This is a genomic window from Methylobacillus sp. MM3, from assembly GCF_001645185.1.
Classification (GTDB): domain Bacteria; phylum Pseudomonadota; class Gammaproteobacteria; order Burkholderiales; family Methylophilaceae; genus MM2.
On the sequence record NZ_LXTQ01000050.1, the window covers coordinates 100642 to 123569 of the forward strand.

The 22928-nt window shown below is 57.0% G+C and carries 24 protein-coding genes and 1 tRNA gene; 7 read left to right on the forward strand and 18 right to left on the reverse strand.

Features of this window, described 5'->3' with window-relative positions; translation table 11 throughout:
- Positions 1-6: 6 nt before the first annotated feature.
- From A7976_RS15220 to A7976_RS12440, 7 genes are all read right to left on the reverse strand, one after another.
- Complete coding sequence (locus A7976_RS15220; protein WP_067112381.1) at positions 7-228, reverse strand: hypothetical protein; 222 nt, start codon at positions 226-228, stop codon at positions 7-9.
- Positions 225-866, reverse strand: coding sequence for a formate dehydrogenase FDH3 subunit beta (gene fdh3B / locus A7976_RS12420; protein ID WP_067112383.1), 642 nt, complete (start codon positions 864-866; stop codon positions 225-227). Before fdh3B ends, A7976_RS15220 begins: the two co-directional genes overlap by 4 nt.
- A gap of 86 nt (positions 867-952) precedes the next feature.
- Complete coding sequence (locus tag A7976_RS12425) at positions 953-3841, reverse strand: formate dehydrogenase subunit alpha (protein ID WP_240483874.1); 2889 nt, start codon at positions 3839-3841, stop codon at positions 953-955.
- 14 nt (positions 3842-3855) lie between these two features.
- Positions 3856-4056: a formate dehydrogenase gene (locus A7976_RS14980; RefSeq protein WP_131801026.1), complete on the reverse strand. Its 201-nt coding sequence runs from the start codon at positions 4054-4056 to the stop codon at positions 3856-3858.
- A 22-nt stretch (positions 4057-4078) separates the two neighbouring features.
- Positions 4079-4696: a molecular chaperone gene (locus A7976_RS12430; protein ID WP_067112386.1), complete on the reverse strand. Its 618-nt coding sequence runs from the start codon at positions 4694-4696 to the stop codon at positions 4079-4081.
- Positions 4693-6276: a 4Fe-4S binding protein gene (locus tag A7976_RS12435; RefSeq protein WP_067112388.1), complete on the reverse strand. Its 1584-nt coding sequence runs from the start codon at positions 6274-6276 to the stop codon at positions 4693-4695. The genes A7976_RS12430 and A7976_RS12435 overlap by 4 nt, the downstream gene beginning before the upstream one ends.
- Complete coding sequence (locus A7976_RS12440) at positions 6273-6659, reverse strand: DUF3306 domain-containing protein (RefSeq protein WP_067112392.1); 387 nt, start codon at positions 6657-6659, stop codon at positions 6273-6275. The genes A7976_RS12435 and A7976_RS12440 overlap by 4 nt, the downstream gene beginning before the upstream one ends.
- A gap of 372 nt (positions 6660-7031) precedes the next feature.
- Between A7976_RS12440 and A7976_RS15090 the strand changes: the two genes are divergently transcribed.
- A complete protein-coding gene (locus tag A7976_RS15090) occupies positions 7032-7268 on the forward strand; it encodes a hypothetical protein (protein ID WP_131801027.1) in 237 nt (78 codons plus the stop codon).
- Positions 7269-7304: 36 nt separating this feature from the next.
- On the forward strand, positions 7305-7592 hold the full coding sequence (locus A7976_RS12450; protein ID WP_067112398.1) for a (2Fe-2S) ferredoxin domain-containing protein: 288 nt from the start codon (positions 7305-7307) through the stop codon (positions 7590-7592).
- On the opposite strand, the gene A7976_RS15410 is transcribed toward A7976_RS12450, so the two are convergent.
- Positions 7581-7712, reverse strand: a complete 132-nt coding sequence (locus tag A7976_RS15410; protein WP_256365518.1) for a hypothetical protein — start codon at positions 7710-7712, stop codon at positions 7581-7583. The two genes, A7976_RS12450 and A7976_RS15410, sit on opposite strands and share 12 nt — an antisense overlap.
- The gene (locus A7976_RS12455) at positions 7709-9079 is read right to left on the reverse strand and encodes an OFA family MFS transporter (protein WP_067112401.1); all 1371 of its coding nucleotides are present in this window, start codon (positions 9077-9079) and stop codon (positions 7709-7711) included. The genes A7976_RS15410 and A7976_RS12455 overlap by 4 nt, the downstream gene beginning before the upstream one ends.
- Positions 9080-9280: 201 nt before the next feature.
- On the opposite strand from A7976_RS12455, the gene A7976_RS12460 reads away from it, so the two are divergent.
- On the forward strand, positions 9281-11671 hold the full coding sequence (locus A7976_RS12460) for a GspE/PulE family protein (protein WP_205633517.1): 2391 nt from the start codon (positions 9281-9283) through the stop codon (positions 11669-11671).
- Positions 11672-11759: 88 nt separating this feature from the next.
- On the opposite strand, the gene A7976_RS12465 is transcribed toward A7976_RS12460, so the two are convergent.
- The 5 genes from A7976_RS12465 to A7976_RS12485 all read right to left on the reverse strand — a co-directional run bounded on the left by A7976_RS12465 (position 11760) and on the right by A7976_RS12485 (position 16903).
- Entirely contained in the window at positions 11760-11930 is a 171-nt protein-coding gene (locus A7976_RS12465) for a YbdD/YjiX family protein (RefSeq protein WP_082878144.1), read from the reverse strand.
- An 8-nt stretch (positions 11931-11938) separates the two neighbouring features.
- On the reverse strand, positions 11939-12694 hold the full coding sequence (locus tag A7976_RS12470; protein WP_067112826.1) for a hypothetical protein: 756 nt from the start codon (positions 12692-12694) through the stop codon (positions 11939-11941).
- A gap of 14 nt (positions 12695-12708) precedes the next feature.
- On the reverse strand, positions 12709-13734 hold the full coding sequence (locus A7976_RS12475) for a M48 family metallopeptidase (protein ID WP_082878125.1): 1026 nt from the start codon (positions 13732-13734) through the stop codon (positions 12709-12711).
- A complete protein-coding gene (locus A7976_RS12480; RefSeq protein WP_067112410.1) occupies positions 13734-14765 on the reverse strand; it encodes a YjgN family protein in 1032 nt (343 codons plus the stop codon). The genes A7976_RS12475 and A7976_RS12480 overlap by 1 nt, the downstream gene beginning before the upstream one ends.
- A 68-nt stretch (positions 14766-14833) precedes the next feature.
- Positions 14834-16903: a carbon starvation CstA family protein gene (locus A7976_RS12485; RefSeq protein WP_067112413.1), complete on the reverse strand. Its 2070-nt coding sequence runs from the start codon at positions 16901-16903 to the stop codon at positions 14834-14836.
- A 66-nt stretch (positions 16904-16969) separates the two neighbouring features.
- On the opposite strand from A7976_RS12485, the gene A7976_RS12490 reads away from it, so the two are divergent.
- A tRNA-Ala gene (locus A7976_RS12490) sits at positions 16970-17045 on the forward strand.
- Between the two features lie 246 nt (positions 17046-17291).
- Positions 17292-17801 (forward strand): SRPBCC family protein, encoded by a 510-nt coding sequence (locus tag A7976_RS12495; RefSeq protein WP_067112416.1) that lies wholly within the window; start codon positions 17292-17294, stop codon positions 17799-17801.
- 419 nt (positions 17802-18220) lie between these two features.
- Here A7976_RS12495 and A7976_RS12500 read toward each other — a convergent pair whose 3' ends face one another.
- The 3 genes from A7976_RS12500 to A7976_RS12505 form a co-directional block, all read right to left on the reverse strand.
- Positions 18221-19201, reverse strand: a complete 981-nt coding sequence (locus A7976_RS12500; protein ID WP_371440620.1) for a rhodanese-like domain-containing protein — start codon at positions 19199-19201, stop codon at positions 18221-18223.
- Between the two features lie 201 nt (positions 19202-19402).
- Positions 19403-19627 carry a DUF2798 domain-containing protein gene (locus tag A7976_RS15485; protein ID WP_205633518.1) on the reverse strand — a complete coding sequence of 75 codons (225 nt, stop codon included), beginning with the start codon at positions 19625-19627 and terminating at the stop codon, positions 19403-19405.
- A 54-nt stretch (positions 19628-19681) separates the two neighbouring features.
- Entirely contained in the window at positions 19682-20173 is a 492-nt protein-coding gene (locus tag A7976_RS12505; RefSeq protein ID WP_067112419.1) for a DUF2938 domain-containing protein, read from the reverse strand.
- A gap of 76 nt (positions 20174-20249) precedes the next feature.
- On the opposite strand from A7976_RS12505, the gene A7976_RS12510 reads away from it, so the two are divergent.
- Positions 20250-20693: a helix-turn-helix domain-containing protein gene (locus A7976_RS12510; protein ID WP_067112422.1), complete on the forward strand. Its 444-nt coding sequence runs from the start codon at positions 20250-20252 to the stop codon at positions 20691-20693.
- Between the two features lie 45 nt (positions 20694-20738).
- On the opposite strand, the gene A7976_RS12515 is transcribed toward A7976_RS12510, so the two are convergent.
- Entirely contained in the window at positions 20739-22112 is a 1374-nt protein-coding gene (locus A7976_RS12515; RefSeq protein WP_067112427.1) for a PAS domain S-box protein, read from the reverse strand.
- 283 nt (positions 22113-22395) lie between these two features.
- Between A7976_RS12515 and A7976_RS12520 the strand changes: the two genes are divergently transcribed.
- A complete protein-coding gene (locus A7976_RS12520; protein ID WP_088178434.1) occupies positions 22396-22833 on the forward strand; it encodes an ethanolamine utilization protein in 438 nt (145 codons plus the stop codon).
- Positions 22834-22928: the final 95 nt, after the last annotated feature.

A 22928-nucleotide genomic window follows, 5' to 3' on the forward strand; every position in this document is an offset into this window, starting at 1 on the left:
GCGGGCTTACTCCTGTGGTTCCGTACGCACATATTCGTTTTGGTGCTGGGTACGTTCGTTGACCATTTGCTTCCAGACCGACGGATCGTGCATGAAGCGCTCGCTGTCCCACATGCGCGTATCTTTCTTGCCCTGATAGCCGCCGTCCTCATAAGTCACCGATTGCCTGTACTCACCGCAACCGGCGAGCAATGCAGCCAGCAGAAACGTTACATGGAATGCCCTCATGTCTTGTCCGCCCCTTCGTTCTCGGCGCGGCCATAGGCCATATCCCAGCCCCAGCGCGTATCGCCGTAGCCGCGCTGCTCGATGCGATGCTCATGGATCGCGACGATGACAGGCGCGTCGCCGGCCAGCAACGCCTTGGTGGAGCACATCTCGGCGCACAGCGGCAGTTTGCCTTCGGCCAGGCGGTTGCGCCCGTATTTCTCAAACTCGGCTTCCGAGCCGTTTTCTTCCGGGCCGCCGGCACAGTAGGTGCATTTGTCCATCTTGCCGCGCGCGACAAAAAAGTCGGTCGCGCTTTCGCCCGGGGCCTTGCCCGCAGAATTCGGGAATTGCGGCGCATCGAACGGGCAAGCGTATGAGCAGTAGCCGCAGCCGATGCAGATATCCTTGTCGTGCAGCACGACACCGTCTTCGGTCTTGTAGAAACAGTTGACCGGACAGACTGCCATGCAGGGCGCGTCGGTGCAGTGCATGCAGGCGACTGAGACTGATTTTTCGCCCATCTGGCCGTCGTTGACCGTGATCACGCGACGGCGATTGATCCCCCAAGGCACCTCGTGCTCGTTCTTGCAGGCGGTGACGCAGGCGTTGCATTCGATGCAGCGCTCGACGTCGCAGATAAATTTCATTCTTGCCATTGATAACCTCTAACTTCCTTAACCACGGAGAACACCGAGGAAAAACGCTTTTCTCCGCACCTTCTGTGCTCTCCGTGGTTCAAGATTCAAGCCCTCTCAAAACGACACAACGTCACTTTTGTTTCCTGCATCATCGTCACCGAATCGTAGCCGTAGGTGGTCGCGGTATTGACCGCTTCGCCGCGCACATAGGGCGCCGCGCCTTCGGGATACTTGTCGATCAGGTCGTGTCCTTCCCACCATCCGCCAAAGTGATACGGCATGAAGGCCAAGCCAGGAGACACGCGCTCGGTCAGCAGCGCGCGCACCTTGATGCGCACCTTGGCCGGCGTTTCCACCCAGATGAAATCGTTGTTGGCGACGCCTTGCTTGACGGCATCCGCGGGATTGACCTCGCAGAACATTTCCTGCTGCAATTCGGCGAGCCACGGATTGGAACGGGTTTCCTCGCCGCCGCCTTCGTACTCCACCAGGCGCCCGCTGGTGAGAATGATGGGGTAGTCGCTGGCCGCGTCCTTGTTGGCCTGCTGCACGGATTCGTACAGCGTGGGCAGCCGCCAGAAACTCTTCATGTCCTTGTGCGTCGGGTATTTGTCGATCAGGTCGCGGCGCTTGGTGTAGAGCGGTTCGCGATGCAGCGGCACCGGGTCGGGAAAATTCCACACCACGGCACGCGCCTTGGCATTGCCGAACGGCGCGCAGCCATGCTTGATGGCAACGCGGATGATGCCGCCGGAGAGGTCGGTCTTCCAGTTCTTGCCTTCGGCTGCCAGTTTTTCCGCTTCGGTGAGATCGCTCCACCATCCCAGCTTTTTCAGCAGCACGTGGTCGAATTCGGGATAGCCGCCCTCGAGTTCGGAGCCTTTCACCGTCACGCTGTCTTCCGCCAGCAGGCTGACGCCATCGCGTTCCACACCGAAATTGGCGCGGAAACCCATGCCGCCTTCGGCCACCGGCACCGTCACGTCGTACAGGTTGGGCGAGCCCGGGTGCTTCATTTCCGGCGTTCCCCAGCACGGCCACGGCAAACCGTAGTAATCGCCGGCGCACGGGCCTTCGGTCGCCTTGAGGGTGGACACGTCAAAGGTATGTGCGTACTTCATGTGCAGCTTGAGGCGCTCGGGTGATTGGCCGCTATAGCCGATGGTCCAGGTGCCGCGATTGATTTCGCGCAGCATGTCCTCGATGTCCGGCTCGTCCCAGCCCTGCGCGTCCTTGTTGACCTTGATGTTCTTCGTCAGCTCTTTCTCAAAGCCGAATTTCTTGGCGAAGGCGTACATCAGCGTATGGTCGGGACGCGATTCGAACAAGGGCTCGATTACCTTCTCGCGCCATTGCAGTGAACGGTTGGAAGCGGTGCAGGAGCCGTAGGTTTCGAATTGCGTCGCCGCCGGCAGCAGGTAGGTGTTGTCCTTGCGGTCGTGCATCACTGCGGCCGCCGCCGGATAGGGGTCGATCACCACCAGCAGGTCCAGCTTCTCCATCGCCTTTTTCATTTCGGCGCCGCGCGTCTGGCTGTTGGCGGCCATGCCCCAGTAGATCGCCGCGCGCAGGTTCGGGCCCTGATCGATGTGCTCGTTCTTTTCGAGCACGCCGTCGATCCAGCGAGAGACAGTGATGCCAGGCTTTTCCATCAGATCCTTGGAAACGTAGCGGCTCTTCACCCACTCATAATCCACGCCCCACACCGTGCACCAGTGCTTCCACGCCCCCTCGTTGAGGCCGTAATAGCCGGGCAGCGATTCCGGGTTGGGGCCGACGTCGGTCGCGCCCTGCACGTTGTCGTGGCCGCGGAAAATGTTGGTGCCGCCGCCGGACACGCCGACGTTACCCAAAGCAAGCTCCAGGATGCACAGCGCGCGGGTGTTGGCATTGCCGACCGTGTGCTGGGTGATGCCCATGCACCAGATCACCGTGCCGGGGCGGTTTTCATGCAGCGTACGCGCGACCTGGTAGATCTCGGCTTCGGGGATGCCGGTAACATCTTCCACCTTGTCCGGCGTCCAGTTGGCGACTTCCTTGCGGATTTCGTCCATGCCGTAGACGCGGTCGTTGATGAATTGCTTGTCTTCCCAGCCGTTCTGGAAGATGTGCCACAGCACGCCCCAAACGAAGGGAATATCGGTACCGGGGCGCAGGCGCACAAACTGGTGCGCATGTGCGGCGGTGCGAGTGAAGCGCGGATCGACGACGATCATCTTCGCGCCCTTCTCCTTCGCGTGCAGCACGTGCATCATCGCCACCGGGTGCGCTTCGGCGGCATTGGAGCCGACGAACAGCATCACCTTGCTGTTGTGGATGTCGTTGTAGGAGTTGGTCATCGCGCCGTAACCCCAGGTATTGGCAACGCCCGAGACCGTGGTCGAGTGGCAGATGCGCGCCTGGTGGTCGACGTTGTTGCTGCCCCAGAACGAGACGAATTTGCGCATCAGGTAGGACTGCTCGTTGCTGTGCTTGGAGGAACCTATCCAGTACACCGAATCCGGCCCGGACTCTTCGCGCAGCTTGAGCAATTTGGCTGAAATTTCGTCCAGCGCCTGCTCCCAGCTGATGCGCTGGTACTTGCCATCCACCATCTTCATCGGATATTTCAGGCGGCGGTCGCCGTGGCCGTGCTCACGTACCGAGGCGCCCTTGGCGCAGTGCGCGCCGAGGTTGATCGGCGAATCGAAGGCCGGCTCCTGGCGTATCCATATGCCGTTTTGCACCACCGCGTTCACCGAGCAGCCGACCGAGCAATGCGTACACACCGTGCGCTTGATCTCGATTTTGCCGCCGGGGCTGGCCGGATTGGCCGAAGCCTTGCCTATCATGTTGAACGGAAGCTGCGACAGCGCGACACCCGCGCCCGCCGTCAAACCGGAACGCTTGAGAAAGGTGCGTCGGTCCATGGTGTTGCCCAGCCAGGCGGAGGTTCCGCTTTCGGCCTGGGGCGCGGGTCCGGCCGCGACGGAAGATTTCTTTTTAAGCAGCATACGTGTTCTTTCGCCTAGACGCGGGTCGTGCGGTAATAACGTTTAACGTGTTCGGAAGCATGGTAGCCCTTGACGGCCTGCGGCTCCGCGGCAGTCGCCTCGGTCTTGGTCGCAACGACCGGACGCTTGCCCATCAATACGGCAGATACCGAACCCAGCGCACCCAGCCCGAAGGCCACCATGAAATTCCTGCGTTTGTTACTGGTTTGCTCCATCTTTATCACCCCGAACTTCAATTCAACCCCCGATATCGAAGGCTTGCGCTTCGATATCGAGAAAATCCTTCAACAACCGGGCCACCGTCCGGTAATAATTCGCGCTCGGCGCGGCGTCGAGCGTATCCGCAAATCGCACATACCACGGCTGCAGGTGGCGGGCGAAGAATTCGCGCTGCCGTGCCAAGGCGGCCGGTGCGGTTTCCATGTCGCCCGCCGCCAGCCAGCGCATCACTTCGCACAAGGCGGCAATATGGTCTTCCGGCTCACTTACTTCGACAGCCCGCGCCAGGCCTAATTCCGCAAGATCATCGCGCAGTTTCGCCAGCGGCTCTTCCATGAGGAAGCCCGTCAGATACCAGGACAGATAAGGCATGACCTCGCCCTGCCCCAGGCCAATGAACAGTCGCTCGTATTCCTCTCCAGCCGCCTCGGCATCCATGACTTCGGATGCCGCCTGCAGCCCATGCCAGGAAGCCGCCAATGCGGATTCGGGTGCTGCGATTTCGTCCGCGCCGGCAATCGCCTGCAACAACTCCGCGTCAGGCGCGGCATAAAGCAGGCGAGCCAGCAATCCGTAGAGGTTGGCCCGTGCGGCGTCCTCTTCCGTTGCCGTGCGCTCTTCCGTAGCCGCGATCATCGCCCTTCTCCCGACAACTGCTTGCCCATCATGTCCACCACGCGACAATCGCCGCACATTTGCAGGCGGCGCTTCGCTTCCGGCGTGGCAAACATGCTATGTCCGGACAGCTTGTGCAGCATGCTGCCTATCATGTGCGTCGTCGCGAACGGCTTGCCGCAACTCACGCAGTAAAACGGCGTGTCCTGATGCAAGGTTCGCGCCTGCCTGACGTCAGGCGTCAGCAACAGCCGCGCATGCAGGGTGATGGCATTTTCGGGGCACGCATTTTCGCACAAGCCGCACTGGACGCAATTGCGTTCGATGAATTTCAGCATGGGAGCCCCGGCACCGTCCTGCAATGCGGCTGCGGGGCAGGCGCTGACGCATGACAGGCAGAGCGTGCAGGAGCCTCCGTCGACCTCTATCGTGCCGTAAGGCGCGTCGCCGGAAAGTGCGATTACATCTGGAACCGTCGAGGGCGCATGGCGCACGAAGTGCTCAATGCAGAAGTCCAGGGTGGTGCGCTTTTCATCGAACAGGCGGAAAGATGCCGCTTCATGGGGCACGACAGCCGCCGGAACTCCCGTAAGCGCGTCCAGTCCATCCGCATCCAGCAGATGAAAGTGCCCGCCACCGTAACCGAGCCCGCCCAGGATTTCTTCGCCCAGCGCCATCTGCTCGCGCAGGACGATTGCGTATTGCGGCGCTTCCCTGCCGGTCGCCAATATGAAAATACGGTTGGCGCCTAGCGCAATCGCGCCGAGCAAGCGGTCAAGGCCGAGCGAGGCGATATGGAACACTTCGCAAGGAATCACATTGGCCGGCAACGCAGAAGACTGCACCCGTGCCGCGCCCTCATCAGGATCGTGCAGCAGCAGGCAGGCATCTTCGCCGCCCGCAGCGCGGTAGGCCTCCAGCATCGCCTTGAGCTTGCCACCCCAATACGAAACCGACGGGAAGTTATATTGCATCGCGCCCGACGGGCACACCATGGCACAAGCGCCGCAGCCCATGCACAGGTGCGGCTCGACGCGAATTCGGTCGCCGTCGGCGCGGATCGCTTCGGTGGAGCACACCTCGATGCAGCGGTCGCAGCCTTGCAGGCGCGAGCGGCTATGCGCGCAGATTTTTTCGTTGTAGAGGAAGAACTTGGGTTTTTCGAATTCGCCGATGCCGTCGCGGATTTCCGCAAGCGCCTGTTCAAGGGCAGCAGCATCCGGAGGGGCGAAATAGCCTTGCGGCGGCTGGTGCATCGCGAAGTAGGCATGCTCCGTCAGGTTCAGCACCATATCGAACTCGCCGGACTGGATAATTTCGGTTTGCGCGGCTTTCCAGGTTACCGCGAATTCGCCGAGCCAACCGGCCATGCCGACCACCTCGCCCTGGATCAGCGCGAATCCCAGGGCTTGCGAATGGCCGTCATTGCTCAGCACGGTCACCGGCAAATCGGCCGCCAGCGAAGTGGCGACCCCGGCGGCGCGCGCCGCCTCGCCAATGATCAGCAACCTTCCCTGCGAATGGTATTCCACCGCGGGGACAGGCGCAGGCGCCGGGTAACCGGCGGAAACCGCCAGCGCTGATTGGAGTGGGTGCGTCATACGGATTCCGGGTGATCGGGGGCGGCATCAACCGCTGCGCCGGGTATGGATTCTTCCGTTTTTTTCAGCAGGGTTTGCGCGTGATCCAGCGTTTGCAACAGATCGGACGGCAGCAAGGTCGGCCGGGAGTAATCGTCAACATAAACATCGAGCCCGTCCATCACGCGGTAATGATCGGTCATGAACAGCTTGCGCAGGGCATTGCGCCGGACCTCGCCATCGACGCCTTCCTGCATGAACATGCTGAAATCCGCATCGAAATCCAGCGTTTCCGGCGCAGGCAAAGGCACGGCGGCCTGCTTGACGCCCGTCGCCGGGGCTGACGGGACAGCGCCTTCGAGCTTGCGCTGAGACCAGCGGCGCAGAAAAGATGTTGAGTTCATAGGCCCAATATTTTAGCACAACTCATATGCGTCAGACCCATAAAAACCCAGCAAAATCAATGCCCATAGAAAATTTGTGAGATTGAGCCAAAAAGCCGCTGTTAGCGGTTGTACAAGGGAGAGATCGGGAACATCATAGTTTGCAAGAAAGGCTTGTTCTGAACCCGGCCGCGGACTGGTCATGATCACTTTGGTGCCGAATAAATCTTGTGGGCAAGGGGGAGTTTTAGCTAACTTAGGGCCATGAAGACTTTCCAGAAACTAAAAAAACTTCGTTCTTACGTGTCTTGTATCCCGGGCGTCAAAACTTGCAAGGAATTCGATATTGCGGTTGAAATCGGGTATTACCAGCAAAAGGGCACCCCATTGACAATGAAGCAGTTGGCCCTGCTCAACATCGTTCCGCCGGCCACCATGCGGCGCCACCTGAATCGGATGATCAAGGAAGGCACCGTTCAAAAACACCCCTCGCAGAATGACTTGCGCATTGTCTATTTCACTCTAAGCAATACCGCGCTAGACTCTTTTGCCAATTGCCTGGAACAGATCAAAAAAACATTGATTCAGGCTGTAGAACACGAATCCGCCGATCGAGCCATCGGCGCCTGACCATAGCGTCCAATACGTGCCAAGCCGCTCATCGCAATGAAACCCGCCAAACACATCACTGTTTGTATCAATCAGCGCGCCAACCCCGACACGCTCTCATGCGGCATGCGGGGCGGATTGGAGATCGCGGATGCGCTGAAAACGGCTCTCGCCGAAAACCGCCTGGAAATGGATGTCAGGACATTTCACTGCCTGGGCAAATGCGAACTCGGCCCGAACGCCAAGCTCTCCCCCGGCGGGGAGTTCTGTCACGGCCTGGACCCGACAGACCTGGCACCCCTCCTGAAAAAAATTGCAGAGTTTGTCACCGGCTCACGCAAATAATGCCAACGCCTTCTTGAAGGTCTGGTACACCCCCCATCCCAGCGGGATAAGCACATAGGCCCAGAACAGCACCAGCAGCACTGCGTGATTTTCCTTTCCTTGATTTTCGCTGGCGGTCATGCTGTTTCTCCGTTTTCGACTTCATCGTGTTTCATGTAATGCTGCTCATGCACTTCTTTCATCATTAGATTGCAAATGAATCCCACCATCAGCAACCCGGCCATGATGTAGAGCGTCGTGGTGTAGGCATCGGCTTTGGCGACGCCGTGATCGATCTGGTATTCGCGGATGTAATTGACCAGCACCGGCCCCAGCACGCCGGCTGTCGCCCATGCCGTAAGCAGCCGCCCATGGATTCCGCCGACGTATTTGGTACCGAAGATGTCGGCAAGGTAGGCGGGAATTGTCGCAAAACCACCCCCGTACATGCTCAGGATCACCGCGGATGCAGCGATGAATAGCACGATGTTGCCTTCGCCACTGAAAGTGGGCAGCATCGAATACAAGAAAGTGCCGAGCGCGAAAAACAGGAAATAGGTGTTCTGCCGCCCGAGGTAATCCGAGGCGGACGACCAGACGAATCGGCCGCCCATGTTGAACAGCGACAGCAACCCGACAAAACCTGCCGCCGCCTCCGGCGTGATCGCGCCCTTGAACATTTCCTGGATCATCACCGACGCCTGGCCGAGGATGCCGATACCGGCCGTCACGTTGAGGCACAAAATCGCCCATAGCAGGTAGAACTGCGGTGTCTTGAGCGCCTGGTCGATATGCACGTGACGCTTGGTGACCATTTTTTTCGATTCGACCGGCGGCGTCCAGCCTTCCGGTTTCCAATCGGGTGGCGGAATACGGATCGCGAGAGAACCGATCACCATGGAGATGAAATACAGCACGCCCATCACTACAAAAGCTTCCATGACGCCGACGCTGGTTTCGGATTCGAAGTGCTTCATCAGCATCACGCCCAGCGGCGCGCCTATCATCGCGCCGCCGCCGAAGCCCATGATCGCCAACCCGGTCGCCATGCCGCGCCTGTCAGGAAACCATTTGATCAGCGTCGATACCGGCGAGACATAGCCCAGCCCCAGCCCGCAGCCGCCGATGACGCCGTAGCCGAGATAAAGCAGCCAGACCTGATGCAAGTACACGCCGATGGCGGATAAAATGAAACCGCCGCCAAAACAGCAGGCGGCGGTGAACATGGTGCGGCGCGGACCGACTTTTTCCAGCCATTTTCCGCCGAAGGCGGCAGAAAGGCCGAGAAAAACAATGGCAAGACTGTATATCCAGCCAAGAGTCGTGAGTTTCCAGTCATCGGGAGCAGATTGCGAGATACCGAGCACACGGGTCATCGGTTCATTGAATACGCTGAAGGCATAAGCCTGGCCGATGCACAAGTGAACGGCCAATGCCGCCGGCGGTATCAACCAGCGATTGTAACGATGACCAGCGGTGATTCTTTCCTTGGAAAAAAAGCCCGGCATATCCCCTCCTCATGATTGTTTATTGCTATTACTTCACTTCACCTCAAAATATTCCGTGTTATATCAATATGCGCCACGTCCAACGACGGACGTTCAGGTATGAATAGTCTTATAAATTCAATATACTGGCAATGCCTTAAGAACCCCCAAGCACAACTCGCATGAAGAATTAAAACTGTTATGTCCCAGGGAACCTCGCCCATGAATACGTCTTCGTCTTCACTCGACTGGCCTTTGCCGCCCTATGCCGTCCTGGAATCCGAACTCCCCGAACCGCTTTGTTTCACCCAGCTACGCGACGGCAAGTCTGTGCAGGGCCTGCTAGGCAGCATGAATATCGATATCGGTATGCTGGAGATACACAATGCCAACAAGGGCATGAGTTCGGTCGGTATCAGCCTCGGTAATATCAAATGGCTGGAACTGACGCAGCCGGTCGCATTGAAAAGCGGCGCCACCGTGGTCAACGAAGCCAACGGCATATTCTCCGCGCCGGAATTGCGCGACATCGATATCGAGTTTACCGACGGCGAAACGATGAACGGCAAAACCTTCGGCATGCTGGAAACGGGGCGAGGCATTTATCTTTACCTGAAGCAGGACGAAGGCCGCTACCTGCGCCGTTTTATTCCAAGCGAAGTCATCCGGCATTACTCGACCGGCGAACCATTGGGCAAAATGCTGGTGGGAGCCAACGCCGTCTCCGAGGAAGACGTGGTCGAGGGACTGAATCAACAGAAACAACTCCGCGACCGGCCGCTGGGCGAATACCTGAAGAGCGAAGAAGTTATCTCCGGCGAACAGCTGGACAACGTGCTCCAGCAGTTGCGCCATCAGCCGTCGCTCAAGCTGGGCGAGGCTTTGCTGAAGGCCGGCATCGTCGATGAGTCGCAAATCCAGCAGGCGCTGGAACAGCAGAAGCACAACCGCAAGCGCGCGCTGGGCGAAATCCTCATCGACATGGGCATCGTCGACCGCTCCACGGTCAATCAACTGCTCGCGCGCAAGATGGGCATTCCGTACATCAAGCTAGCGCAATTCAATATTGACCCCAACGTCGTCAAGATGGTGCCGGAAAAGGTGGCTTCCAAATACACGCTCATGCCCTTGTGCGTGGTGGATCAACGTATTTTCATCGCGATGGAAAACCCGCTGCTGAACGAAGCGCTGAATGAAGTGCGCTTCCATTCAAAGAAGACTGCCGAGCCGGTGATGGCTTCGGCCGAGGAAATCCAGACCGCGATCCGCAGCTTTTATGGCACTGCGCACTTCGACGATCTGGCCTCCGAACTGGCAGTGGCGCTGGACAGTGGGGAAGATCAGATGGAAAGCAGCGAGCTTTCCGAAAACGACACCATCCTGACACGGATGCTGAACAAAACCATCCTCGATGCGCATCAGCAAGGGGCGTCCGACATCCACATCGAAACCTATCCCGGCAAGAAGCACAGCGTGATCCGCTTCCGCAAGGACGGCAACATGGTGCATTACTTCGATTTGCCGGCAAATTTTCGTAACGCCATCGTCTCGCGCATCAAGATCATGGCCAATCTGGATATTTCCGAGAAGCGCCGCGCGCAGGACGGCAAGATCGACTTCTCGCAATTCGGCCCGGCACGCATCGAGTTGCGGGTGGCGACCATCCCCACCACCAATGGGCTGGAAGACGTGGTGCTGCGGATATTGAACGCCGGCAAACCGATTCCGCTCGATAAAATCCTGCTCAGCGAATACAACCTGGCGCAGATCAAAGCCATCGCGCAGCGCCCGCACGGCATGCTGCTGGTCTGCGGCCCGACAGGCTCGGGCAAAACCACCACGCTGCACTCGGTGATGAGCCACATCAACACGCCGGAACGCAAGATCTGGACGGCGGAAGACCCGGTGGAAATCACCCAGGACGGCTTGCGCCAGGTGCAGACCCACGCCAAGATCGGCTGGACCTTCGCCGCTGCGCTGCGCGCCTTCCTGCGCGCCGACCCGGACGTGATCATGGTCGGCGAAATGCGCGATCAGGAAACCTCGCAAATCGGGGTTGAGGCCTCGCTGACCGGCCACCTGGTGCTTTCCACGCTGCACACCAACAGTGCTGCGGAGTCCGTCGTCCGCCTGCTTGATCTCGGACTGGATCCGTTCAATTTCTCCGATGCGCTGCTGGGAGTGCTAGGCCAGCGCCTCGCTCGCTCCCTGTGCCCGGCCTGCAAGAAACCGCATGCCGCCACGGAAGAGGAAATCGAATCGCTGATGCAGGAGTATTGCGAGAGCTTCGAGAACGTCGGCTATCCGGCGCCAGCCAGACAGGTACTGCTCGATGACTGGAAACGCCGCTTCACCGGCGGCAAGGGAACATTCACGCTGTATTCGGCGGCCGGCTGCAAAGACTGTGATAAGAGCGGCTATCGCGGCCGCATCGGCGTACATGAACTGCTGGTGAATAGCCCGAAGGTCAAGCACCTGATCCAGACACGCGCCTCCGTGACCGAAATCCAGGCAGCCGCGTTCGAGAACGGCATGCGCACACTGAAACAGGACGGCATCGAAAAGGTGCTGCAAGGGCTGACCGACATCAAGATGATCCGGGCTGCATGCTAGGGCGGGGCATCCCGGAAATCGCGTAACGGTGGTTTCCGGGATTCGCCCCGGAATCCCGGAGTGACGAAGACTCCGCTTCAGGACTGAATCAGCAGCAGCGCTTCACGCCTTTCCATTTGGTGTCCTGCCACTGCTTGAAAAAGTCTTCGCGCGACAAAGGCGGCGCATCCGGGTGATGCTCGGCATGGTGTGCCAGGTAACGCTCATAGGCGTCGTCGCCCGACAGGCGCCGCACGGCCCGCCAGCATCGTCGCAGCATGTTTCCGATCACGTCATGTTCTCCTTTATTCGATAACAGTAGAGCACGGTTTCGCGTCTGTCCTCGATTTCCAGCTCCGTTTCCGGCGCCCAGCCGGGTACCGCAAAGGATGAAGAAACGAAGAGCGTGCCCACACGCATTTCACGGCGGACTTTCTCAGCCAACTCAGGCATGGGGGCCGGCGAGAGAAACGCAAAAACCACATCGTGTCCCGCCAGGTTGCACTCCCAGAAACTCCGTCTATGCACGGCAAGGTTGGGCAGGCTGCGGCTGCGGAACGCCGTTACCGCCCACGGCAATGGCGCACTCTCCCAGGCTTCGACAGCCAGCAACGGAAAGTGTTTTGCCAGCGGAACGGCAACCGAGCCCACCCCAGCGCCAAGATCGGCAAAACGCCTCGCGCGTTCATCGTCGACAATCTCCGCCACCGCCTCGACCACCGCCGGGGAAGAAAGAAACAACGGCACGTCGCCTTTGACCGTGCCCCAGAACACCAGCATCAACAGGATGAATACCGCGAGATAAAGCTCGCTCGGCAAGTGCAGCGTCGATGCCACCAGCACGGCAGGAAGAAACAGCAGATGCATGGGCCACCACCATGCAGGCTGGCTTAATGCACGAGACGCCAGCGCGGCGGCGATGCCCTGCGCGATAGCCAGCAACCAGACATCGCGGGAAAGTTGCGGCACGACCCATGCGAGCAACCCCGCCGAGACCACGCCGAGCAATTGCGCGAGCAATGCCGGCACGCCCTGTCGCTGCATAATGCCTTGCTCCATCACGGTTGTTTTTTCAATGTCCGGATGCGTTCTTCCGTGGCCGGGTGCGTGGAGAGGTAATCCATCCAGCCGGCTTGCCCATCCTCTTTTTCAGTGTGCGTTTTAACAGCGTAAGCTTCTTCCAATTTAGCCAGCATCTCGCCGAGGCGTGAAGCCGGGATACCGTTCAGCGCCAGCGTGCGTGCTGCAAAATCATCGGCGCGCCGCTCGAAATCGCGCGAATAGCGGGTTTCCAGCAGCGCGCTGGGGGCCGCCGCGAGTACCGTGCTGATATCGCCGACGTACCAAGCCATCGCCAGGCCGACCACTGAGGCTTGCAGCATCTGGCGCAGTGCGTGGCGCTCGGTGACGTGCCCCATCTCGTGCGCCAGCACGGCGAGAATTTCCTCGTCGTTTTGCGACAGCGCCACCAGTTCATCCAGCACCACCACCGTCCCGCCCGGCAATGCAAACGCGTTCGGGCCGATGTGCGGCGCGCTGCGGAACAGAATGCGCTCCGGCTTCGCCGCCCCGTCCGGCCAGCGCATGGTACGCAAGCGGCTAACCAGCGCCTGCTGACGCGCGGAGCTTAACTGGGTGGGCTGCAACAGACGGCCATCGAAGGTTTTCAGGAACTGCCCGTCCATCACCACCAGCACGCTCTCCGGTATCCGCTCCGCTGCCTTGCTGGCGGCATACGGCAATCCCCAGACATAAGCGGCGGCGATCAGGGCCAGCGTCACCAGCAGGGAGGCGACGGCGTACGTCCAGCGTGCCTCCATCCGTGCGACCAGCGAGGGCGCGCGACCGGAGGTTTGCAGCAGCGCATCGAACCCATTACGATCCGCCACCTCGCAACGCGCACCGTCGGCAAACAGGATCAGGCGCGGCGTATCGCCGAGCGGCGCGGGAATCTTGATATCCGCCAGCGCTTCACTGCGCTCGACCGCATCGCCGGCGACATGCAGCGCATCGCCCTGCAATTCCAGCGTAACCGTGTGCCGGCGCGCGCTGCGCCCATCGAAATAGAATCCGGAAACGCTCATCAGATCGCGATATCGATATCGAACATTTCAGCCATTTCCTCGCCGGTAGCGGTCGCGTTGACCTGCACGCCGGTGACGAACTCGTCCAGATCGGCGTTGACCTGCAAGGCCATGTTCTCCAGGCGATAGCGCGCCAGGCGGATATCGGCGAATGGCTTGAACAGCCCTAGCGTAAGTATGATCAACACGAAGTTGCTGGCCATGATGCCAAACATGCCGCGCGCACGGACATGGCTTTCAAAACCCAGCGGGCCGAGCGTGGTGTTGTTCCAGATAATGTTTTGCAGACGCGCGGCGAGATAGGGGGAAATCAGCAACAGCGCAGCGAGATACGCCAGCAGCACCAGTCCCATCGCTACAGCCACGGCCGATTCGCCGGGAAGACTCATTCCCCGAATCAGCAAGGCGGCGATGACGCCCGCCGCCGCCATCACGCCAATCAGGCTGCCGAATACGATCAGGTAAGGCTTGTAAAACGCCCCCGGCCCGGCATGAAAACCGAAGCGCTCGTTGCCGTACTGGCTGCTGTTGCCCAGGTAGCGGCGAATCTGCTGGTGCGCCAGCGGCCACAGCAAACCGATACTCATGTAGGACACCAGCGGCAGCAGCAGGAAATTGACATAGCCTTCGCCCGTTTTTCCGTGAAAGGAAAAACGCAAACCGCGATAGCTGGTGTTATGCAAACGGAAGCGGAAGGAGCGCACCAGCAGCCAGGGCATCACAGCCAGGATCAGCGCAAAAGCGACCAGCCCCGCGATAATGCTGAACTGCCCCGCCACGGAGTAAATCGCGAACAGCCCGACCGCGATGATGCGGCCTTTGAGGATGGCGACCGGGTCGCCGTGGTAGTCGAAATTCGCGCCGACAACCGATGTGTGGCGATAAAAATACTGCATGCGCCGCACCTTGGCCCAGGCGGAATAGATGCCCAACGTCAGCAGACTCAGGCAGAGATTGACGATCCAGATACGAAAATACTCGCCGCCACGTCCGGTGAAAACAAACGGCTCGCGCCGTAGCTCCTGATCCATGATGCCCCCTTATTGTTGTTGAATATTTTCTTGATGTTGTTTTGCAGGACTGCGCCGCCGTATATTGATTAATCGCGCACGTAATCCTCGACCAGGCGGCTCGGAATGTGCGGCGACTCAGTCAGCGGCCGCACTGGTTTTCCGGCGATATGGCGCGCACTCACACGCAGCATGTCGAATACGATCACCCACAGCACGACGATGAAAAACATCGTCAGCCAGGCGTCCAGATGCTGATTGAAGATCAATTGCGGCGCGACGGCGGCTTTTTCCGGCGGCAACACGCCGGCTGCCAGTTTGGCTGCCATGTTGTTGGCGGCCGCGAGGAAGCCGACGCGAATATCGCTGCTGAATATCTTTTCCCATGCCGCCGCAGTCGTCACCAGCACCAGCCAGGCCAACGGCACGCCGGTAATCCATGCATGTTTCAGCTTGCCGGATTTAATCAGGATGCCGGTGCCGACGCACAACGCAATCGCAGCCAACATCTGGTTGGCAATGCCGAACAACGGCCACAGCAGATTGACGCCGCCATTGGGGTCGATCACGCCGATATACAGGAAATACCCCCAGGCGCCGACCACGATACCGCTGGTCAGGATCACCGAAGGCATCCACGAGGTTTGCCCCAGCTTCGGCCAGAAATTACCCAGCATATCCTGCAGCATGAAGCGACCGACGCGCGTACCGGCATCCAGCGTGGTCAGAATGAACACCGCCTCGAACATGATCGCAAAGTGATACCACAAAGCCAGCATGCCGTTGCCGAACGCATTGCCAAAAATACTCGCCATGCCCACCGCCAGCGACGGCGCACCGCCGGTGCGTGCGAACAGCGTGGTTTCGCCCATCTGACGCGCCAGCGCGTTCATCTGCTCTACCGACACCGGAAAACCCCACGAAGATATCGTCGCCACCGCCGCGGCGGCCTCCTTGCCGACAATGCCAGCGGGGCTGTTGATGGCGAAGTAAACGCCGGGCTCCAGCACCGTGGCCGCAATCAGCGCCATGATGGCGACAAAGGATTCCAGCGCCATGCCGCCGTAGCCGATCATGCGAATGTCGCGCTCGTTGGCGAGCAGTTTGGGCGTCGTGCCGGAAGCGATCAACGCATGGAAGCCGGAAATTGCACCGCAGGCGATGGTGATGAACACAAACGGGAATAGCGTGCCGCCGAAAATCGGCCCGGTGCCGTCGATAAACTGCGTCAGCGCCGGCATTTTGATCTCGGGCTGGAGAATGGCGATGGCGATGGCGAGCAAAATCACCGTACCCAATTTCATGAACGTGGAAAGGTAATCGCGCGGCGCCAGCAGCAGCCATACCGGTAAAATCGCCGCCGCGAAGCCGTAGGCAATCACGCCCCAGGCAAGCGGGAGGCCTTCATGATCGAACAACGCGCGCAGCGTGGCGTTGTGATCCACCCAACCGCCGCTGACCACCGCCAACAGCAACAGGATAACCCCAAGCAGCGAGCCTTCCAGCACTCGCCCGGGGCGAATATTGCGCATGTACAGGCCGACAATCATTGCAATGGGAATCGTCGCCGCCACCGTGGAAGTCGCCCACGGGCTGTGTTTCATCGCATTCACCACCACCAGGCCCAGCACCGCGATCAGGATGATCATGATGGCAAATGTGCCGATCAGCGCCGCAAATCCGCCCACCGGCCCCAGCTCGTCCCGCGCCATCTGCCCCAGACTGCGCCCGTCTCGTCGCATGGAAAAAAACAGCGTCACCATGTCCTGAACACAACCGCCTAGCACTGCACCGACCAGTATCCACAAGGTGCCGGGCAGATAACCGAACTGCGCCGCCAGCGTCGGCCCGATCAGCGGCCCCGGCCCGGCAATCGCCGCAAAATGATGTCCGAAAACGATCCATTTATTGGTCGGCACGAAATCGCGCCCGTTATCGAAGCGCTCCGCAGGCGTCGCACGCGTTTCATCCAGTACCAGCACTTTCGCCGCAATCCACGCCGCATAAAAACGGTAGGCAATTGCAAAAACGCACGCCGCCGCCGTAATGAACCAGATGGCATTGATGCTCTCGCCGCGGTTAAGGGCAATCCCTCCCACCGCCGACGCCCCGAGCAACGCCACGGTCAACCAGCCAATCTTCCCCATGAGACTCTTCATTTTTTCAGGCTATCCTGTTGGTTTTATACGCAATGGTTTGCAGTATAATTCAGGCGTCACCTCTATGGGCCGGTAGCTCAGCTGGGAGAGCGTCGCGTTCGCAATGCGAAGGTCGTGAGTTCGATCCTCATCCGGTCCACCATTCATGCGGGTTCTAGCGATGCCATCCATCTGGTGGCATCTAGAGCTGATGTCATTTCTGATGTCATGCAAAATCGCCTGACACCTCACCCCTAATAATGCATAACCCGCCGAAGCGGGTTTTGTTTTATTCGATTGCCTTCAACTACAAATTCCCCCACAAAGAAAAGTTGATTGCAAAAATCGTACGTACTAGTTAGTATGATTTTTCATGCGTACTAACTAGTACGTTTTTTAGGAGAAGAAAATGAAAGCTTTACTTGTTCCCTTTGCTTTTGCAGTCGCTATGGTGCCGTATGCAGTTCATGCAGAAGGAAAATTGAAGGTTGATGAAGCTATTGAGATTAATGCTCCCGCAGATGCGGTATGGTCGAAAATAAACAATTTTGGTGATCTGGGTGCTTGGCATCCAGCAGTCAAAACAACTGAGATAGTTGCAGGTAAGAATAATGAGAAGGGGGCAGTTCGTTTACTGACTCTTCAAGATAATGGAACAATTAAAGAGGAGCTGGAAGCTTACAGCTCTAAACAGCAATCCTATAGCTATAGGATAATTGAAGGTGTGTTGCCAGTTACTGACTATCATTCAACGATTATCGTTAAACCTCTGAATGCCACTTCATCCAAGGTTACTTGGAGCGGTAAATTTGATGGCAAAGATTCAACCCAAAAAGCCAGTGATGATGCTCTAACCGCAATAACAAATGTCTATAAAGGTGGGTTGAGCAACCTTAAGAAGATTACTGAAATAAAGTAATACCTTTGTTGACCAAAGGGCCTTGCCCTGCAAGGCCCTTCATCTGTAATGAGCGCATTTAGTTTAAGAAATCATCAAACCTCGGTGACAAGCCATGAAGGTGTGACGGTAACTTTGACCGTAACCCGAAATACTGAGTAAGCTAAGGTAGCGTAAGAATTGCAATGCGAAGGTCGGGAGTTCGATCCTCCTTGCCTCCACACTCCAAAGCAGTCTAACAACAACAAAGTCCACATAACTCGCATAAAACCTAGTATTAGCTTGAATTTGTGTTATTTGCTGAATGGGCAGGCACAGGAAAAACCACAATCGTCATGAGCATAGCCTCTACGATTACTAGAGGTATATTGATGAGCAAGTTATCGGTAGTGGATGGAGCAGTTCGCAGCTTTTTCACGCTCAAGACTTTATTAGACACTTCATGTGTCTACCTTGAATCCAGCTTCAATCCAAGCATCGATTCCACCGTGCAAAGGTCTAACGTTCGTGTAACCACGCTTGATCAATGCCTGAGCGACTTGTGCGGCGGTAACTTCATTCGGGCAAGAGCAATAGAGTATTACCGGTGTTTCCGGGCTTATCTCCTCGAGTTCGTCCACCTTGTCTAAGGAAACGAAGCGCGCTCCAGGAATCCAACCGCTTTCAATCAGATGGGGCGCTCGCGTATCGATGATTACAGGCGATTGGCCACTCTCCTGCAATTGTTTAAGCTCCTCTACACTGATACGAGACATGCGCAGCTCCCGCAGGAATCTATGACGCTCCCACCACTTGCTTGCGATAAACGCCACGAGTCCCGTCAGGATCAGCAAACCGCCCCACTTGCCCATAGCGGCAAGCGTTTCGAGCAATTGATCTATGGCATTGCTGAATAGCATGCCCAAAGCAACGGCAGACCCGGCCCATAGCGCGGCCCCTAGTCCGTCCAAGATGAGAAATTGGAGAAGAGGTGTGCCGGTTGAGCCGGCGAGGGCACTCGAAATCGAGGCGAAACCAGGCACGAACTTACAGAACAGCAGTGAAGAAGGCCCGATGCGTAAGTAGAGCGCTTCTGTCTGCTTAATACACGAGTCAGGTGATAGTGAAATGCGGCATAGTTTTCCCATGATACGTCGACCATAATGTCGGCCCGCGAAGTACCAGCAGGTGTCAGCTATTAGCGCCGCTAGAGTTGCAATGACTACTAGGCTAACTGCTGAGAAATGGCCTTGACTGACGAGTGCTCCGGTCACAAGCAGCATAGGATATGCCGGGAATGGCAAGCCGCCTTGCTCGAATAGCACGTTGGCAAAAATGACAAGCAAGCCGTATTGTGTAATGAGCTCTAAGAAGGTTCGCATAATGCAAAGAAATTTGTTAGCAACGTTAGGTCTTAGGCTTGACTGCAAATGCAGGAACATAACAGCACATCCGCTGCTAAACGTGCACGTCAAGCCACTATCAGCATTATCCCCGCTCTAACGTAGGACAGAAATTTTTCTGCCATGAGCTCAGACACTGCACAGATATCCGTCTTCATTGATACCGAATTCATGCATTTGTATGATGTCCTGAATTCCCGAAGCTGCGGTCCTGACCTCGATTGAGTGGTTAGCCCAAGACTAAACGGTTATACGTTCGACGATTCGCCGCACCCAAGGCGCCACTAGAGCCACCGTCGGAAAAGCAATCGGCCAGGTCGTTAAACAGCTTTTCAACCATTGCTCGAGTATCCCGGGGTGTACTCCTTGCGACGTAACAAGCACGAAAGCTGAAACAATGCAGACCATAATGGCCGAGAGTAAGGCGCTGAAAATGATAGGTGCGAAACGAGCAGGAATATGCATGGATTCTCCTAGTATGTTTGCAATTGAAATGAACTCATCTGATGTAGATCGCGTTCATGCCCAGTACATGAGTTTTGTCAGCCAGCCGGCTATATAAAGGCCAAGGCCGAACATCCCGTGCGTGATGAGGCTCTGAATTCGGGCAGCGTTGGGGCGTGGGGTGCGAGAGGCAGCAATGCCCGCTCCCATGCCTGGCTGCATTAGCAAGAAGGGAGCAGCAACGGTGCCAATACCTACGGCGAATGCGGGACCAAGCGTTGGTTGTTTAGCCCATGCGAGCCCCCACGTTCCTATCAGCACGGCAGCAAATCCAATTCCGATCAGATAATGTGCAATCCATCCGATCTGCCCTTCTCGCGTGACAGGGGGCGAAGCCGTGATGGACTCGTGACGAAAACGCCCGTGCGCCATATACCCAATCCAGCGGCCCACTAGCCTGTAGTCTGGGGCTGCAATGCCCAGCACCTGTTTGCGGATGAATCCCCACAAATCCATTACTGCTGTAGCTCCCAGCCCGATAATTAATATGCTTGCAAGGTAATCCATAGTCCCTTCCCGTTTGTCTTCATTTGATCTTGGTGGTAGCGTACAACTTGAAGTCAACTTTAAGTCAAGAGGTAGTATGGACATTGTCGAAGTAGCAAGGCTGTCGGGCGTCCCAGCTTCGACGCTACGTTTTTACGAGAGCAAGGGCTTAATACAATCTGTTGGCAGACGGGGTCTGCGTCGTCTGTTCGCGCCCCAAGTGTTGGAACAGCTTGCCCTTATTGCACTGGGACGTGCTGCAGGCTTTTCGCTGGATGAGATCGCGGGCATGTTGGTGTCCGAGGGGCGGCCGCAAATCGACCGAAAGCTGCTTACCAGCAAGGCGGATGAACTGGATAGTACAATCCGTAAGTTGAGTGCCGTTCGTGATGGATTAAGGCATGCCGCTGATTGCCCGGCGCCACATCACATGGAGTGCCCTAAGTTTCGCCGCCTGATGGCAGTGGCAGCATCTGGATCGCTTGGGGATCATAGCAAGAAGGCGCCTTCTGGAAAGCGGCGATCGTACAATTTGCTCTAACGGAGATACAGGTCTGTAAGTGGCTCACAAACTACCCAGAGATGTTCATATTACAAATGCAATCGTCATGGGCTCGCTTCCTCGGGCATCATGAATCAGATAAATTTCAACGCTTCCTTCTGCCTCAACATTAAGCCTGCCTTTCATTTTGAATGAAGACAGCGCACCATCCTGCCAGGTTGCGATTGTGGAGTGCAGTTTCTGGTTTGTTGCCTCATCGAATAGCCTTTCAATCGGCTGCCCTACCAGCAAATCCGGCATGCGCTCCACCAGCGACCCAAGACGCTGATTGACACGCACTATTTTATTTTCCGCATCAAAATAGACCACTCCGAAGAGAGGTTGCTCAAACAACAATTCCAATTGTTCGAGGCTTTGCTGGAGCGATCTCTCGGTTTGCTTGAGGGAGGTGATGTCCTGATTCACTTCGATCGCTCCGATAATACGATTCTGAGCATCCATCAGCGGAGTGGCATACATGATGATGGTGCGCCGTTCGCCATCAAACGCTTCAATATTGACTACTTCCGCCTGGCTCGTCTCGCCTTCCTGAACCGCGCGGGCCAACGTCCAACCATCGTGCCCGACCTCTTTGCCGGATTCTTCCCACCATCCTTTATATTCATCGTAATGCTCAAGCCCGACGAATTTCGCTCCGCCCCAGATACGCTCGACCTCGGGGTTGGCAAGGCAAATGCGCCCTTGCTCATCGGAAGCCCACAGCCCTACCGGTATGGTCTCGATTATTTTGCGCAGCATGTATTCGCTGCGTTCCAGCGCCTGCTCCGCTTGTTTGCGCGCGGTGATATCCGTGCTGACTGCAACCACCTTGAGTGGTCGCTGCAAGGAATCGAACACCAATTTTCCTCGTGAGGCAAACCAGCGCTCAGCCCCGCCTCCTGGAGTTTGTAGACTGAAATCCCAGTTATATGGCTGATCTCCACCGAACTGCTTGATCAAGTCTTCCAACTTCAGCGTTTCGAAGGGAACCAACTGTCTTCGCAATTCCTCTGGAGGCTGCCCGAACACATCCTCTGCATTCGGCGTGAAGTTAAGCCCTCCAGTCAGAACATTCCATTCCCAGTTAACGATTCGCGCCATTTCCAGCGCGGCCTTCATGCGAGCCTCGCTTTCCATGATCTGACCGAGATATTCGCGCCGCAAATCAGACATCGCGCCGTTATCAGGCAATGCCTCCTGCGCGCTGGCAAGGGCATCATCGCCATAACGCAACCAGATCCAGTTCACCTCAAGAAAATCGGCCAGCGCACGCAGATTTTCGTATTCGATCTCCCCACCGTTGGACCAGCGATGGACGGAAGGGACCGAAGTGCCCACACCTTTGGCCACTTGCGCCAGCGTCAGCTGCTTCTGCTTCAACAGCGCCTTGAGGCGATCGGCAAAACCATTCTTCTTCATAAATTTTGACCCAGATGATTGCGCCTCACCCCATCAAGCAGGGCCATGGGGGCATTCCCCCAATCTCTCGTTTGCGCCCGAGGATATTACACCCGCCTCCTATAACATAAAAATATTACTCTATGAGTAACATTTTACTTGACACGGAATTTACGCAGGAATATAAATCCAACTGTGTTCAATATATTCAAATGAGTTGCATACAGGGAATCATTGACAGGCTATAAATTTCATTTATGCCATTGAATACAAATATATTTATCAATATTTAAGGAGTTTCGTAATGAAAACATCTCGTTTGATTGGAGTTTTATTGGCCACGGCGATTGCCGTTCCCGCCTCGGTCATGGCGCATGGAGTGCAGGTTCCAGCAGGCAGCAAGAAACTACAGATATTCAAGAACGTTCAGCGCATGCCTATTGCCTCGATGAATGAACCCGGAGTGAACGCTTATTTTGAAGATGTCGTCGCCTCTTCCGACTCCAAGGCGCCGATTGCCTGCGGCATGTTCAGGATAGAAAAGGGCAAACCGCTCGTTTACACCTACGACTATGACGACACCAAGATGATCCTCGACGGCCACATCTTTTTCTCCGATGGTACCCAGAAGGTCAAGGGTGTACCAGGCGATGTCATGTTCTTTCCCAAGGGATCGACGATCACTTTCTCCACCGATCAATCGGGCCTGGCCTGGGCTTGCGGTCAGCGCAAGCTGTTCTGAAAACAGAAGCGGGAACTTGAAGGCATCAATTCAAGGACCTGCTTGAATGCATAGATTCTTGAGGGAGAAGGGGAATGAAGAAATTCTCATTGGCT